This window comes from Nocardioides astragali (assembly GCF_024436375.1).
Lineage (GTDB): Bacteria > Actinomycetota > Actinomycetes > Propionibacteriales > Nocardioidaceae > Nocardioides > Nocardioides astragali.
Genome location: NZ_JAFMZM010000003.1, coordinates 81,627 through 96,818 on the forward strand (window position 1 = coordinate 81,627; position 15,192 = coordinate 96,818).

Consider the following 15,192-nt stretch of genomic DNA (forward strand, 5'->3'; position numbering starts at 1 on the left):
CACCGTCACCTACAAGGCCACCGACGGCGACCTGGTCTCCAACCAGGCCACCCTGGTGATCAGCGTGACCGCGGTCAACGACACCCCGGTCGCGAACGACGACACCGCCAGCACCGACGAGGACACCCTGGTGGCCACCGACGTGATCACCAACGACACCGACGTCGACAACACCAACACCCAGCTGTCGGTGGTCGAGGCCTCGATCTCGGCGACCAACGGCACCGCCACCCTGGCCGCTGACGGCCGCACCATCCGGTTCACCCCGGACACCAACAAGAACAACGGCAACGTCGGCCCCGCCGGGTTCACCGTCACCTACAAGGCCACCGACGGCGACCTGGTCTCCAACCAGGCCACCCTGGTGATCAGCGTGACCGCGGTCAACGACACCCCGGTGGTGACAGCGGGTCCGGCACAGTCCACTGACGAGGGCAGCTCGGTCACCATCAGTGCCAGCTTCAGCGATGTCGACGAGGGCCAGACCCACACGTACACCGTGGTCTGGGGCGACGGGTCCCAATCGGAAGGGACTGCGACCGGCGGCGCCGTCACTGCGAGCCACACGTACGCGGACAACCAGGCCGGCAACGCACCGTACATCGCGACCGTGACGGTTAAGGACAACGGCACGACCGGCGGGGTTGCTGACCCCAAGTCGGGGTCCGTGAGCGTGAACGTCACGGTGAAGAACGTGGATCCGGTGGTGAACACGGTCACCATGTCGAACATCAACCCGGTGACCGGCACGGCCACGCTCGAGGCGACCTTCACCGACCCGGGCGCTGACACCTTCCCGGGGAGCGGATTCACCGTCACCTACAGCGGCGGGGCAGCGACAGTGACCAATGTCCAGGTCTCAGGTCGGACGATGACCGCCCAGGTGCAGCTGCCGCGCGGCTGCTACACCTACACCGTCACCGCGACGGTGCGGGACGACGACGGTGGGAGCGGCAGCAAGTCCGCGCCCTACGGCAGCACAGACATCTACCAGGCCGGGTTCAGGGACCCCATCCGGGACAACGAGCGCAACATCGCCAAGTACGGCAACGTTGTCCCGGTCAAGGTCCAGCTCACCAGCTCGTGCTCCGGTGCGGCCATCACGACGCCCGGGCTGCTGTACCTCACCGTTGCGGAAGGGAATGTCAGCGATGATGTCCCTGACGGCACCCCGAACGTGGTCGTCGAGAGTGTCAGCAACGCCGACACCGGAACACAGATGCGGATCTCGGGCGGGATGTACATCTACAACCTGAGCACGAGGAGCATGAAGGCCGGTCAGGACTACACACTGCGAGTCCGGCTCGGCAGCTCGACCGGGCCGATCATCCTGAGGGCGCTGTTCCAGCCGAAGAAGTAGGCGGCGGGACGTCACAGACCCAGAGCGCACGAGGGGGTAGGTGCGCGGTGGGGGGACTGGAGAAGAGCGGGTCACCAGCATCAAGCTGGTGGCCCGCTCTGCGTCGTCAACTGACGTCACGTCAGCGCCGACAGTCCCTCCGATGCCTCCCAACAGTCAAGTCAGCCGACTGTCCTCAGCAGGTGCAGGCGGCCGACTCGAGGTCGTGCTCGCAGTCCTCGAGCTCGTCGGTCGAGGTCGACGCCGCCGGCTCCCCCGCGTCGGGCGAGACCGCGTCGGGCGAGACCTCGTCGGGCCGCCCCGGCAGCAGCCACGCCATCACGACCACGACGAGCGAGATCGCGGCGCTGACGGCGAACGCGGCCTGCATGCCCTCGAGCTGGGCCTCGACCGGGCCGGCGCTCCCCACGACCCGCTCGGCCTGCAACGTCATCACCGTGACCGAGAGCGCGGTGCCGAACGCCGCGGCGACCTGCTGCAGCGTGCCGAGGATCGAGCTGCCGTGGGAGTAGAGGTGCATCGGGAGGGCGCCGAGACCCAGCGTGAAGACCGGCGTGAACGTGGCCGCGAGGCTGATCATCATCAGCATGTGGAGGCCGAGCAGCTGCCAGTAGGGCATCGTCATCGAGATCTGGGTGAAGCCGACCAAGCTGGCGACGATGCCGAGGGAGCCTGGGATCACCAGGACCCGGCCGCCGAGCTGGTCGAAGATCTTGCCGACCGTGGGGCCGAGGAGCCCCATCGCCAGTCCGCCCGGCATGACCAGCAGGCCCGTCTCGAGCGGCGAGAGTCCACGCACGTTCTGCAGGTAGAGCGGCAGGAGGATCATGGCGCCGAGCATCGACATGAACGCCACCGACATCAGCACCAGCGCCTTGGTGAACGTGCTGCGGGTCAGCGCACGCAGGTCGAGCAGCGGAGCACCGGTGCGCTGCAGGCGGAGCTGGCGAGCGACGAAGGCGCCGACCAGGGCGACACCCGCGGCGACGATGGCGAGCGCCATGCCGGCCTCCCCCTCGGCGAACCGGGTCAGTCCGTAGACCAGGGTGCCGAACCCGAGCGCGGCGATGACGACGCTGACCCAGTCGATGTCGCTGACCTGGGGCTCACCGATGTCTTCCAGCTGCCGCAGTCCGGACCACGTCACCGCGGCCGCGATGGGAAGCACGAGCAGGAACAGCAGCCGCCACGACCCGAGCTGCAGCACCACGCCCGACACGGCAGGGCCGAGGGCCGGCGCGACAGAGATCGCCATCGTGACGTTGCCCATGACCCGGCCGCGGTCGCTCACGGGCACCACGGTCATCAGCGTGGTCATCAGCAGCGGCATCATCACCGCGGTGCCGGCGGCCTGAACGACGCGGCCGAGCAGCAGCACCTCGAAGAGCGGGGCCACCGCTGCGAGCGCCGTGCCGGTGAGGAAGACGCCCATCGCGGTGGCGTACGCCGTGCGGGTGCTCACCCGCTGGAGGAACCAGCCGGTCACCGGGATGACCGCCGCCATGGTGAGCATGAACGCGGTGGAGACCCACTGCGCCGCCTGCTCGCTGACGCGGAAGCTCTCCATCAGCCGAGGGATCGCGTTGATCATGATCGTCTCGTTGAGGATCACCACGAAGGTGGCGATGACGAGGAGCCGCACGACGGCGGGGGTACGGCGAGGCGTGGCGCTCGCCAGCTCAGGCGTGGTGGTGTCGATGGACGCAGGCATGAGGGCTCCTCTGAGGACGGTGAGCGAGCTCGGCTCCGCCCGCTTCTGATCGAACGTCGAACGGGCGTCATCTATTTCGACAGGTCCGGACGACCGAACTCATCGGCGAGGGCTCGACTGCGCCAAGTGTGGCGAAGGTCCACGAGCTCCAGCCACCGATTTTCCGCTTCCCGCGTCGAGTCGTGGCGGTCGCAGCGCCACCAGGACCCCCACCAGCAGCAGCGCGCCCCCGCCCGCCTCGGCGGCGTTGGGACGCTGCCCCAGAATGGCCCACGCGGAAGCCATCGCGACCACCGGAGCGAGCAGCACCCACGGCACGACCGCGCTCGAGGGCCAGCGAGCGAGCAGGCCGTTGAAGATGCCGTAGCCCACCAGCGAAGCCAGTCCGGCGGTGTAGAGGGTGGACAGCGCGGCCTGCCACGAGAAGCCGGTCAAAGCCGCGCTGACGGCCGACGAGCCGTCGAGGACCAGTGAGAGCGCGAAAAGGGGGACTGGCACGACGAGCGCCGACCACACGGTCAGGGACAGCCCGCCGGGCACCCGGGCAGCACGCGCCACGACGTTGCCGATACCCCACGAGAGCGCCGCCAGCAGGCAGAGCAGCAGCGCGCCGAGCGGGACGTGGCCCCCGCGCCCGAGCCCGACGACCACGAGGCCGACGACCCCGAGGGTCACGCCCGCTGCTTGGGCGACCGTCGGGATCTCACGAAGCACGCCGGCGGCGATCACCACCGTGAAGACGACTTGTGCCTGCAGGACCAGCGCGGCGAGGCCGGGGGGCATGCCTGCCGACATGGCGAGGTAGAGCAAGGCGAACTGTCCCAGGGACATGAACAGCCCCACCGCGAGGATGCTGCGCCACGGCGCATCGGGACGAGGGACGAGGAAGACCGCCGGCACCACGACCGCGGCGAACCGGAGGGCGACGAAGAGCAGCGGGGGGACGTCGGCCATGCCCCAGTCGATGACCACGAAGTTGAACCCCCAGATGGTCGCGACGAGGGCGGCGAGGAGGGAGTCACGGAGGTTCACGCGCCTCAGTGTGGGTGCTGGCGACCATGAAGGACCAGCGAACTCTCCTGCACTGTTTTGTGTAGCATCCCTTCATGATCGACCTGGCCGCCCTCACCAGCCTGCAAGCCGTCGCCACCCACGGAAGTGTCGTCGGCGCCGCCGACGCCCTGGGCTTCACCCCCAGCGCGATCTCCCAGCAGGTCAAACGTCTCGAGAAGCAGGTGGGCGTCGCGCTGCTGGAGCGCGTGGGACGCGGCGTGATGCTGACCGGACAGGGGCTCCGGCTCGTCGACGAGGGATCACGCCTGCTCTCGGATCTCGAGGAGCTCGAGTCCGGCGTGCACCGCGACGCGGGACGGGTGGTCGGCCGGCTCCGCGTCGCGGCGTTCTCGACGGCCATGCGCGGGCTGGTGGCCCCGGTGGTCCGTGACCTGCTCGGCCGCCACCCCGACCTCGCGCTCACCCTGGCCGAGCGCGAACCGTGGGACACGATCGACCTCGTGGCGTCCGGTCAGCAGGACCTGGGCATCGTGCACAGGTGGGGCGACGTCCCTCTGCACGTGCCCGAGCACCTGGTCGCCGTCACGATCGCCCACGACGTCGCGGACGTGATCGTGCCGCGAGGCCACCGCCTTGCCGGACGTACGCGCGTCTCACCACCCGACCTGCTCGACGAGTCGTGGGTGGCGACCCCGGAGGGCACGATCTGCAGGCAGTGGCTGATGCGCATGCACGACGGCACCGGCCGCACCCCCCGCATCGCCCACGTGGCGCTGGAGTTCGACTCACACCTCGCGTTGGTGGGCGCCGGCCTGGGGATCGCGCTCGTCCCGCGGCTCGGTCGGCGACCGCTGCCCGACGACGTCGTCGCCGTCACGGCTCATCGACCCTCACCCACTCGTGAGATAGCAGTGGTGCACCGGACGTCCATGCGCGACTCCCCCGCCGTCCGGGAGGTCGTCCGCGCCCTGACCTCGGCCACGTCTCCCTAGGAGGACCTCGGCGCCGTCAGCGCGCGGCGCCCAGGGCTGCCGCGTCGCGGGCCAGCTGCTCGACGAGCGGCCAGTCCTTGCCGCGCAGCGCAGCAGCGGGCGTGAGCCACGAGCCGCCGACGCAACCGACGTTGGGCAGGGCGAGGTACGCCGGTGCGCTGGCGGCGGTGATCCCGCCCGTGGGGCAGAAGCGCGCGTCCGGGACCGGACCCGCGACGGACTTGAGCCACGCCGTGCCACCCGACGCCTCGGCCGGGAAGAACTTCATGTCCGTGAAGCCCGCCTCCAGCACCGCGAGCACCTCCGACACCGTGGAGGTGCCGGGCAGGAACGGCAGCCCGGTGGCGGCCATGCCCTCGAGCAACGACGGCGTGGCGCCTGGCGAGACGAGGAATCCGGCACCGGCCGCGCGGGCCTGCTCGGCCTGGTGGGCACTGAGCACGGTGCCGGCGCCCACGAGGATCTCCGCCACCTCGGCCGCGATGGCAGCGATGGCGTCGAGCGCGACCGGCGTGCGCAGCGTGAGCTCGATGGCCGGCAGGCCTCCGGCGACGAGCGCTCGGGCGAGAGGGACCGCGTGGGCGACGTCGTCGACCACGACGACCGGCATGACCGGGACGAGGTCGAGCAGGGACGGGGACTCAGGCGTGCTGGGCAACGGGCACCTCCGGGGACGGCATGTCGAACGCGGGGAAGACGCTGGCGCCGGCGTCGGCCGGCCCGACGGTGGCACGGAAGGCGGCGAACAGCTCGCGGCCGGTGCCGGCGAACTCCTCGCCTTCGGGGGCGCGCCCGGTCGCCGGGCGCGAGCGCAGGGCGGCCTCGTCCTCCACGGACAGGCGACCGGTGGTGGCGTCCACGGTGACGACGTCGCCGTCGGCGATGCGGGACAGCAGACCGCCGAGCGCGGCCTCCGGCGTCACGTGGATGGCGGCCGGGACCTTGCCCGAGGCACCGGACATGCGACCGTCGGTGACGATCGCGACCTTCTGGCCGCGGTCCTGCAGGACGCCGAGGGCGGGCGTCAGCTTGTGCAGCTCGGGCATGCCGTTGGCCGCCGGGCCCTGGTAGCGGATGACCGCGATCAGGTCGCGCCCGTCGAGACGGCCCTCGGCGAAGGCGGTGAGGAAGTCGGCCTGGTCGTCGAAGACGAGCGCGGGCGCTGTCACCACGCGGTGCTCGGGGGCGACGGCCGAGGTCTTGATGACCGCCGTGCCGAGCGGGCCGGTGAGCACCTTCAGGCCGCCGTCCGCGGCGAACGGGTCGTCGGCGGGGCGGAGCACGTCGTGGTCGAGGCTGGCCTTGGGGCCCTCCTCCCAGGTCAGGCTCTGACCGTCGGACGGGGCGCCGCGGAGCACCGGCTCGCGGGTGTAGAGGGAGAGCCCGCGTCCGGCGATCGTCTGGACGTCCTCGTGGAGGAAGCCGTGGCGCAGCAGGGTGTGCACGAGGAACGCGATGCCACCCGCGGCGTGGAAGTGGTTCACGTCCGCCTGGCCGTTGGGGTAGATCCGGCACAGCAGGGGCACGACAGCCGAGAGGTCCGACAGGTCGTCCCACGTCAGGGCGATCCCTGCGGCCCGGGCGATCGCGACGAGGTGGAGGGTGTGGTTGGTCGACCCGCCGCTGGCGAGCAGCGCCACACACGCGTTGACGATCGTCCTCTCGTCGACGAGCTCCCCGACCGGGGTCGGTTCGCCGCCCTGCCGGGTGATGGCGACCGCGCGGGACGCGGCGGCAGCCGTCAGCGCCTCGCGCAGCGGCGTACCGGGGTTGACGAAGGACGATCCGGGCAGGTGGAGGCCCATGACCTCCATCAGCAGCTGGTTGGAGTTGGCGGTGCCGTAGAACGTGCAGGTGCCGGCCGAGTGGTAGGACGCCGCCTCGGCGGCGAGGAGCTCGTCGCGGGTGGCCTTGCCCTCGGCGTGCAGCTGGCGGACCCGCGCCTTCTCGCCGTTGGGGAGGCCGGACGGCATGGGCCCGGCGGGGACGAAGATCGTCGGCAGGTGGCCGAAGGAGAGTGCTCCGATCAGCAGGCCGGGGACGATCTTGTCGCAGACCCCGAGCAGGAGGGCGCCGTCAAACATGTCGTGGCTCAGGGCGATCGCCGTCGACATGGCGATCACGTCACGGCTGTAGAGCGACAGCTGCATCCCGGCGCGGCCCTGGGTGATGCCGTCGCACATGGCCGGCACACCGCCCGCGACCTGGGCGAGCCCACCGGCACGGACCGCCGCCTTCTTGAGCAGCGGCGGGTAGTCGACGAACGGCTGGTGCGCGGACAGCATGTCGTTGTAGCTCGTGACGATCGCGAGGTTGGGCTTGACCCGTCCACGCAGCGCGACCTTGTCCTGCGCCTCGCTCGCCGCGAAGCCGTGGGCGAGATTGGCGCAGCCGAGGTCCGTCCGGGCGGCGGGGCCGGTGCCGGCAGCGGCGCGGACCCGGGCCAGGTACGCCGCGCGGCTGGCGCGGCTGCGCTCGATGAGCCGGTCGGTCACGTCGGCGACGACGGGGTGGAGGGGGTGGGTGGTCATTCGATCTCCTGCCAGGTGCGGCCGTCCCGCTCGAGGAGCAGGGCCGCGGCGGTCGGGCCGGTCGTACCGGCGGGGTAGGGCTTGGGCGAGACGGCGGTGTCGCGCCAGCGGCGAAGGATCGGCTCGACCCACGCCCAGGCGGCCTCGACCTCGTCGCGGCGCATGAAGAGGGTGGGGTTGCCCTTGATGACATCCATGAGCAGGCGCTCGTAGGCGTCCGGCGAGCGCTCGGTGAAAGCGGTCGCATAGCTGAGGTCGAGGGAGACGGGGTGCAGCCGGATCCCGCCGGGACCGGGCTCCTTGGCCGTCATGTGCAGCTGCATGCCCTCCTCGGGCTGGAGCTGGATGTGCAGCCGGTTGCCCAGCGCCACGCCCTCGGAGTGGGGGAACATCGCGTGCGGCGGCTCCTTGAAGACCACCACGATCTCCGACAGCCGCGTGCCCATCCGCTTGCCGGTGCGCAGGTAGAACGGGACGCCCGCCCACCGCCAGTTCTGCACCTCGGCGCGCAGTGCCACGAAGGTCTCCGTCCGGCTGCCCGGGCGGCCGAGGTCCTCGGCGTACGACGGGACGACCGCGCCGTCGACGACGCCCTGGCCGTAGCTGCCGCGGACCGTGTCACGGTCGACGTCGCTGGGCGACATGGGTCGCAGCGCCTGCAGCACCTTCAGCTTCTCGTCGCGGACCGTCTCGCGACCGACATAGGTCGGGGGCTCCATGGCGACGAGGCACAGGAGCTGGAGCAGGTGGTTCTGCACCATGTCCCGCAGTGCGCCCGAGGTGTCGTAGTAGCTGCCGCGGTCGCCGACCCCGAGCGTCTCGGCGACGGTGATCTGCACGTGGTCGACCCAGCGGGAGTTCCACAGCGGCTCGAGGAAGGTGTTGGCGAACCGGGTGACCAGCAGGTTCTGGACGCTCTCCTTGCCGAGGTAGTGGTCGATCCGGAACACCTGGTGCTCCTCGAACACCCTGCCGACGGCGTCGTTGACGAGGCGCGCGGACGCGAGGTCGACACCGATCGGCTTCTCCATCACGACGCGCGAGGTGGCGTCGACGACGCCGATCTCGTCGAGGCGGTCGCAGATCGGGCCGAAGAGGGCGGGCGCGACGGCGAGGTAGAAGGCCCGCACCTGACCCCGGTCGCGCTCCTTCAGCAGCCCGTGGAGCAGGTGCCAGCCCTCGGGATCGGCCGCGTCGATCGTCAGGTGGTGGATCCTGTCGAGCAGGCGGGTGACGGCCTCGGGGTCGAGGTCCTCCGGGGGGAGGTGCTTTCCGAGCGCCTCGCGGGCGAGGCGCTTGTAGCCCTCGTCGTCGAGGTCGCTGCGCGACGCCCCGATGATCCGGAAGTCGATGGGCAGCTGGTGGGCACGCTCGCGGTGGTAGAGCGCCGGCAGCAGCTTGCGGAGGGCGAGGTCGCCCGTGCCTCCGAAGACGACGAAGTCGCACGTCGGCAGCTCGGTCGTCAGCTCTGTCGTGGGCAAGGTCACCGGAGCACCGTACGTCAGATAGGCCGCATTAGTACATGCCTTGGGTCTTTTGAAGACAGAAGTTCATCGAGTTTTGTACTCTTCGCACGATGACTCAGACCGCAGGCACCCTCCTCGACCTCGTCCGCACCGGACGGGCCCACACGCGATCCGACCTCCGCCGACTGACCGGGATGTCACGGACCGCGGTCGTGGCGCGCGTGTCGGCGCTGGTGGACGCCGGACTCCTGGTGCTGGGCGAGGAGCTCGACAGCACCGGCGGCCGTCGACCGGGCGGCCTGTCGTTCAACGTCGACGCGGGCGTCGTCCTCGCCGTCGCGGTCGGCAGGTCGCGCTCCCAGCTCGCGGTGTTCGACCTGGCGGGGGACGAGCTGGCCGCGAGCGCGATCGAGCACCGGGTGGGCGCGGACCCCGACGAGGTGCTCCGCCCGGTGGCGGGCGGGCTCGCCGACCTGGTGCGCGACCTCGACCGGCCGATCCTCGGCATCGGGCTGAGCATCCCGGGCACGGTCCACCCCGAGCGCGCCGTGAGCCTCGACTCACCCGTGATGGCGGGCTGGGACGGCGTGGACCTCGCCCCCTACTTCGCCGGCGTCAGCACCGCACCTCTGCACGTCGCCAACGATGCCGACGTGCTCGCGCTGTCCGAGCAGCGCGGCCACGCCGCGCGCTACGACGACCTGCTGGTGCTCAAGGCCTCCACCGGGCTCGGCCTCGGGATCGTCGCGGCAGGCACGATCGTCACCGGTCACCTCGGGGGAGCCGGCGAGATCGGGCACGTACGCATCGACGCTGCCGCCGGGCGTACGTGCCGGTGCGGCGCCGAGGGGTGCCTCGAGACGCTGGCCGGTGGATGGGCGCTGGTCGCACGGTGCGCCGACTCCGGCCGCAAGGTCGAGCACGTGCGCGAGCTCACCTCCCTGGCGCTGGCGGGGGACGCCGAGGCCAAGGCCCTGCTGCGCGAGAGCGGCCGCCTCGTCGGCGAGGTGGTCGCGGCCGCCGTCACCCTGCTCAACCCGCAGGCGGTCGTGCTCGGTGGCGACATGGCTGCCGCCTTCGACGTCTACGCCGCCGGCGTGCGCGAGAGCCTGTACGCACGCGCCACCGCGCTCGCGACCCGCGAGCTGCAGGTCCTCCCGTCCACCTTCGGGGACCGGGCCGGCCTGGTCGGGTGCGCGGTCATGGCGTTGGACGCCGCCCTCGCTCCGACCTCGATCGACGCGATGCTGGCGGTCCCGGCCGCCTCCTGACGCGGCGCGCCCCCTCACGGAAGGCGTGTGAAGCGCCACTCCATCTCGGACGTGTAGGTCTCGCCCGGCCGCAGGACGGACGAGGGCCACTCGGGTCGGTTGGGCGAGTCGGGGAACAGCTGGGGCTCCAGCGCGATCCCGTCGCCCTGCCGGTACCTTCCCCCGGTGGTTGATCGCGTGCTGCCGTCGAGGAAGTTGCCGGTGTAGACCTGCAGCCCGGGCTGGTCGCTCCAGAGCTCCAGACGCGTCCCGCTGACGTAGGACTCCAGCACGGCGGCGCGCCGCAGACCGCTGCCCCGCACCACGTAGTTGTGGTCGATGCCTCGCGCGTCCACCACCTGCACGTGCTCCGAGCGCAGCGCCGGCCCGACGAGGCGGGTGTCGCGGAAGTCGAAGGGCGTGCCGGCCACCGGCTCGTGGCCGCCGGTCGGGATCCCCGTGGCGTCCACCGGCGTGTAGGCGTCCGCGTCGACCAGCAGGAGGTGGTCGTCGATCGTTCCCGCGCCCTCCCCGTCGAGGTGGAAATAGGCGTGGTTGGTCATGTTGACGACGGTGGCCGCGTCGGTCGTCGCCCGCATCGTCACCGACACCGTGTCGCCGTCCACCCGGTAGCTGACCTGGGCGGTCACCGCTCCCGGGAAGCCCTGGTCGCCGTCGGGGCTGACCATGGCCAGCACCACCGTGTCCGCGGTGTGCTCGACCACGTCCCACACGTGCACGTCGAAGCCCTCGGGTCCGCCGTGCAGGCTGTTGCCGCGGTCGTGCGTGGCAACGTCGACGACCTCCCCGTCGAGCTCGAAGCGGCCCGCTGCGATGCGGTTGGCGTAGCGCCCGATGGTGCCGCCGACGTAGTGGCCGCTGCTCAGTCGCTCGGCGACGTCCGGGTGGCCGAGGACGACGTTGCGCCGGACGCCCTCGGACCCGGTCACCTCCAGACGGTGGACGGTGGCGCCGAGGGTGAGCACCTCGACGACGGGCCCCGGCGCCGTGCCGACGGTCAGGAGGCGTACGTCGCGCCCGTCGGGCATCTCGCCGTACACGCTCTCGGTGGTCACAGGTGTCATCCTCGGTGGTTGCCGTGCGGGGAGTGGAACTGGCCTGCCGGGAGGCCGCACGTCCTCCCGGCAGACCAGGCTTGTCAGCGCAGCCGGACCTGCGCGGAGTCGGTCGAGCGGGTGAGGACGTCCGAGCGTGGCGTCACGATCCGCACGACGTACGAGCCCGGGCGCTCGGCGGTGACCCGCCAACGTGCCCGACCGGTCGCGGAGAGGTCGAGCCAGCGGGACCGCACGACCTCGCCTCGGCGAACGAGGGCGGCGCGCACGCGGTCGGGTACCAGGCCTCCGGGATCACTGGTGACCCGCACGCGAGCGGTCGCAGCCTCGCCGTCCGTGGTGCGGACGACGCGGAGGCGGGTGTGCGACGCGGCCCTCACCACCCGGAGCGCCACCGTCGAGGCCGAGGCCGCGTGGCGGTCGCTGCCGTCGTAGAGCACCCGGAGCGTGTGGTCGCCGACGCCGAGGTCGGCGGTGTCGACCAGGAGCCGGAGCCGCCCGTCCACGAGCTGTCCCGAGGCGACCAGCCGGTCGCCCGCGACCACCCGGACGTTGCCCGTCGGGACGGACCCGTCGCCTGCGACCCGGACCAGGACCGGGACCGTGGCGCCGACGCGTGCCACGTCGACGCTCGAGGCCGCCAGGGCACTGGGCGCCAGCGCCCGGCCCGCCGCCGGGACGACGACCGTGTTCACGGGCTCCACGTTGCCGGCGGCGTCCACCGCCCGGTAGGCGACGGTCGTCGCGGCGGGACCGATCGGGAGGGGGCCCGCGTAGGTGGTCCAGGCGCCGGTGCCGATGCGGGTCTCGATCCGGCTCACGCCCGACGTGGCGTCAGCGGCTCGGACGGTGACCTGCCGGCCGGAGGCGTCGTACGTCGCGCGGCTGACCGGGTCGGTCGTGTCGATGCGGACCTCCGTGGAGGCCGTCGCCGACCAGTTGCCGGTGATGTCGAAGGCTCGCGCCTCCACGCTGTGCGTGCCGTCACCCGACACGGCCAGCGTGCGGCTGGCGCCCGAGGTGGCCGACCACGGTCCGCCGTCGACCGAGGTCTCGACGAGCTCCAGGCCCGAGCTGTCCGTGGCCGTCGCCGTCACGGGCACCGGGGCGGTGGTCCACCAGCCGCCCGCACCGTCACTGGCGCCGGTGGTCAGCGTCACCACAGGGTCGTCCGCGTCGGTCACCGTGACCGTGGCGACGGGGCTGTCGGCCGAGCCGGTGACCACGGTGCCGGACACCGTGAACGTCCCGGGCGCGGCGTACGACGCGGGGTCCACGTCGTCCCAGCGGACCGCCACCTGCTCGGTGGATCCGTCGCCCATCTCGGCCGTCACGGTCGGCGGGAGCCCGGGAGCCGTGCCCGCCCGCGTCGACACCGAGGGGTCGGTGACCGACTCGACGAGGAGGTCCTCCTGGTAGGCCGCGCGCATGGTGTCGAGCTCGGCCTGGGTCACCGGGATGACGGTGCCGTGGCGCGGGCTGCTGGGCAGGTCGGCCGTCGGCACGGACACCCAGCTCCCGCTGGCGATGTCGTCGGTGCGGAACGCGAGGTAGCCCTTGCCGCCGTGGTAGCTCGGCTGGTCGATGAACATGTACCAGCGGTCCGCCACCTCGTTGTCGGGGAAGACGGTCGGGCCCTCGCCCTGGCTGAACGTGCCGCCCCAGGGGTTGGGCTGCCCGACACCGACCTTCTCCTTGACGAGCTGCCAGCCGGGCGACGAGGTCGTGGTCGGAAGTGACCCGGTGACCGTCGCGCGCAGGTCGGTCGAGCGCTCCTGGCGCGGCATCATGGACGCCTCGTCCTTGATGACGCGGTAGTAGGTGTCGCCGTCCTTGACCACCGTCGCGTCGATCATGCCGCGACCCGTGCCGCGCTTGACGTCGACCCACGGCTGCGGCTCGCTGAACGTCACGAAGTCGCGGGTGGTGGCATACATCATCCGCTGGTAGGACGTGTTGATGTCGCGGCCGGCGGTGCTCATGGTCGGGTAGAGCGCCGACGCCCAGTAGACGACGTACTCCCCCGCCTGCTCGTCGTAGAACGCCTCGGGCGCCCACGTGTTGCCGGCGAAGTCGGAGGAGACCTTGATGTGCCGCTGGTCGGACCAGTTCACGAGGTCGGTGGACTCCCAGACCTCGATGTACTTGCTGCCGGTCTCCTGGGCCTCGCCGAAGTCGACGGCGGGGTAGGCCTTGAGGTCGGTCGCCAGGAGGTAGAACCGGTCGCCCTCGGCCGAGCGGATGATGAAGGGGTCGCGAAGACCCATCGTCCCCTCGTCCGAGGCCAGGATGGGCTGACCGTCGTTGAGCACGTCGTAGTCGAGGGGGTCGTTGCCCCGGCTGGCGCCGAGGTAGATCTTCTCGGCGTTGTCGGTGCTCTCGCCAGCGAAGTAGGCGAAGGCGTACGCCTCGTAGTCGGCCGGCGCAGGCAGGGGCTGCACGCGGACGACGATCGATCGGGAGGCGGAGGCGGCACCACGGGTGGCGGTGACCGTCAAGGTCACGTCGACCGGCTGCGCGCCGTGGGCCGGGCGCGTGACCTCGCCCGTGTCACTCACGACGTCGTCGTTGCTGGAGTCCCAGGCCAGGGTCGTGGCGTGCAGGCCCTCGCTCGGCAGGGTCAGGTTGCCCCGGACGTCGTCGGGGTGCACCAGCTGGACGGCCACGACCGCCTGCTGCGCCTTCCCCTCGTCCGACTGCTCCTCGGGGAGCACGGTGACGGCGAACTGCTTGGTCCGCGAGACAGCGCCGCGGGTGACGGTGGCGGTCAGCGTCGCGGTCCCCGAGGGGTCGCCGTACGGCGGTCGCGTGACGTCTCCCGCCGCGGTGACGACCGACGCGTCGCTGGTCGCCCACGTGATCGTCGAGCCGTTGGTTCCGCTCGCCGGAAGGGACAGGTCGGCGACCACCGCGCCGGTGTCGCCGAGGGTCAGCGCGGCCGTGTCGGCCTCGGCCGCTGCGGTGCTGGTCTCCTCCGCCGACGCCGCGGCCTCGGCGCCGGTCAGCGCCCGTGAGTAGATGCGGAAGTCGCGCAGGCGACCCTTGAACGACAGGTCGCCGCCGTAGGCCGACCGGCCCAGCACGTTCTTGGTCGTGGTCCCGTCCGGGGTGCCCATCAGCGACGGGTTGGTCGTCAGGTTGCTGTTGGTCGCGGCCAGCACCCCGTCCTCGTAGAGCCGCGCCACGCCCGGGCTGCCGGGGGTGCCGCCGTCGATGCTGAAGGTGACGTGCCGCCACTGGCCGGTGGGCACCAGGCTTGCCCGCGCTGTGCTCTGCTCGGTGGCGAAGCCGTTCTCGGCGATGGTGGCGCGGAATCGTCCATCCCTGTCGTTGGTGGTGAACAGGTAGCCGGTGCCGTTCGGGTACGTCGCGGAGTTGCCGAGGTTGTACATGAACCAGTTGTCATCGGTGGGGAGGCTCGGGTCGACCCACACGTCGAAGTCGACGGTGACGTCCTGGAGGCCGGCCAGCAGGTTGTTCGGGAGGGTGATCGCGTTGCCCGAGCTGTTGCTGCCGCCGCTGAAGATGAAGCCGTCGCCGCCGTTCCACGAGGCTGTGCCGGCGACGGCGCCGTGGCGGCCGTTGCCCGAGGAGTCGGTCGCGACGGTCCCGGAGGACTCGTCGAGCTTCCACCAGCCCACCAGGTCGGAGGTGAGGTCTCCCTCGACCGCGGAGGCGGGCCCGACACCCGCGACGACCCCGCCCATCGAGGCAGCCAGCGCGAGCGCGCCGACGGTCCAGGCGCGGACCACGCCGCGCCATGCGTGCCGGGTGCTGCTGGTCATGCCGGTC

The 15,192-nt window shown here is 71.5% G+C and carries 10 protein-coding genes; 3 read left to right on the forward strand and 7 right to left on the reverse strand.

The genetic code is table 11. The annotated features are described in order from the left end of the window. The coding region (locus tag J3P44_RS09535; RefSeq protein WP_255890093.1) for an Ig-like domain-containing protein at positions 1–1,360 on the forward strand (1,360 nt) is incomplete at its 5' end. Between the two features lie 175 nt (positions 1,361–1,535). On the opposite strand, the gene J3P44_RS09540 is transcribed toward J3P44_RS09535, so the two are convergent. Beyond that, entirely contained in the window at positions 1,536–3,071 is a 1,536-nt protein-coding gene (locus J3P44_RS09540) for an MDR family MFS transporter (RefSeq protein ID WP_255890094.1), read from the reverse strand. Between the two features lie 99 nt (positions 3,072–3,170). Next, a complete protein-coding gene (locus J3P44_RS09545; protein WP_255890095.1) occupies positions 3,171–4,103 on the reverse strand; it encodes an EamA family transporter in 933 nt (310 codons plus the stop codon). Positions 4,104–4,177: 74 nt separating this feature from the next. Here J3P44_RS09545 and J3P44_RS09550 point away from each other — a divergent pair, with 74 nt between their 5' ends. Further along, entirely contained in the window at positions 4,178–5,077 is a 900-nt protein-coding gene (locus tag J3P44_RS09550; protein WP_255890096.1) for a LysR family transcriptional regulator, read from the forward strand. Positions 5,078–5,093: 16 nt separating this feature from the next. Here the strand turns inward: J3P44_RS09550 and eda are convergent, their stop codons facing one another. From eda to zwf, 3 genes are read right to left on the reverse strand one after another with little or no spacing between them, the layout of a single operon-like run. Beyond that, positions 5,094–5,735 (reverse strand): bifunctional 4-hydroxy-2-oxoglutarate aldolase/2-dehydro-3-deoxy-phosphogluconate aldolase, encoded by a 642-nt coding sequence (gene eda / locus J3P44_RS09555; RefSeq protein WP_255890097.1) that lies wholly within the window; start codon positions 5,733–5,735, stop codon positions 5,094–5,096. Next, positions 5,719–7,608 (reverse strand): phosphogluconate dehydratase, encoded by a 1,890-nt coding sequence (gene edd, locus J3P44_RS09560; RefSeq protein WP_255890098.1) that lies wholly within the window; start codon positions 7,606–7,608, stop codon positions 5,719–5,721. The genes eda and edd overlap by 17 nt, the downstream gene beginning before the upstream one ends. Beyond that, positions 7,605–9,095 carry a glucose-6-phosphate dehydrogenase gene (gene zwf, locus J3P44_RS09565; protein WP_255890099.1) on the reverse strand — a complete coding sequence of 497 codons (1,491 nt, stop codon included), beginning with the start codon at positions 9,093–9,095 and terminating at the stop codon, positions 7,605–7,607. Before zwf ends, edd begins: the two co-directional genes overlap by 4 nt. Before the next feature lie 89 nt (positions 9,096–9,184). Here zwf and J3P44_RS09570 point away from each other — a divergent pair, with 89 nt between their 5' ends. After that, entirely contained in the window at positions 9,185–10,345 is a 1,161-nt protein-coding gene (locus tag J3P44_RS09570; protein ID WP_255890100.1) for an ROK family protein, read from the forward strand. Between the two features lie 14 nt (positions 10,346–10,359). On the opposite strand, the gene J3P44_RS09575 is transcribed toward J3P44_RS09570, so the two are convergent. Both J3P44_RS09575 and J3P44_RS09580 read right to left on the reverse strand, forming a co-directional pair. Next, positions 10,360–11,400: an aldose epimerase family protein gene (locus J3P44_RS09575; RefSeq protein WP_255890101.1), complete on the reverse strand. Its 1,041-nt coding sequence runs from the start codon at positions 11,398–11,400 to the stop codon at positions 10,360–10,362. An 83-nt stretch (positions 11,401–11,483) separates the two neighbouring features. After that, on the reverse strand, positions 11,484–15,185 hold the full coding sequence (locus J3P44_RS09580; protein WP_255890102.1) for an immunoglobulin-like domain-containing protein: 3,702 nt from the start codon (positions 15,183–15,185) through the stop codon (positions 11,484–11,486). Positions 15,186–15,192 lie beyond the last annotated feature (7 nt).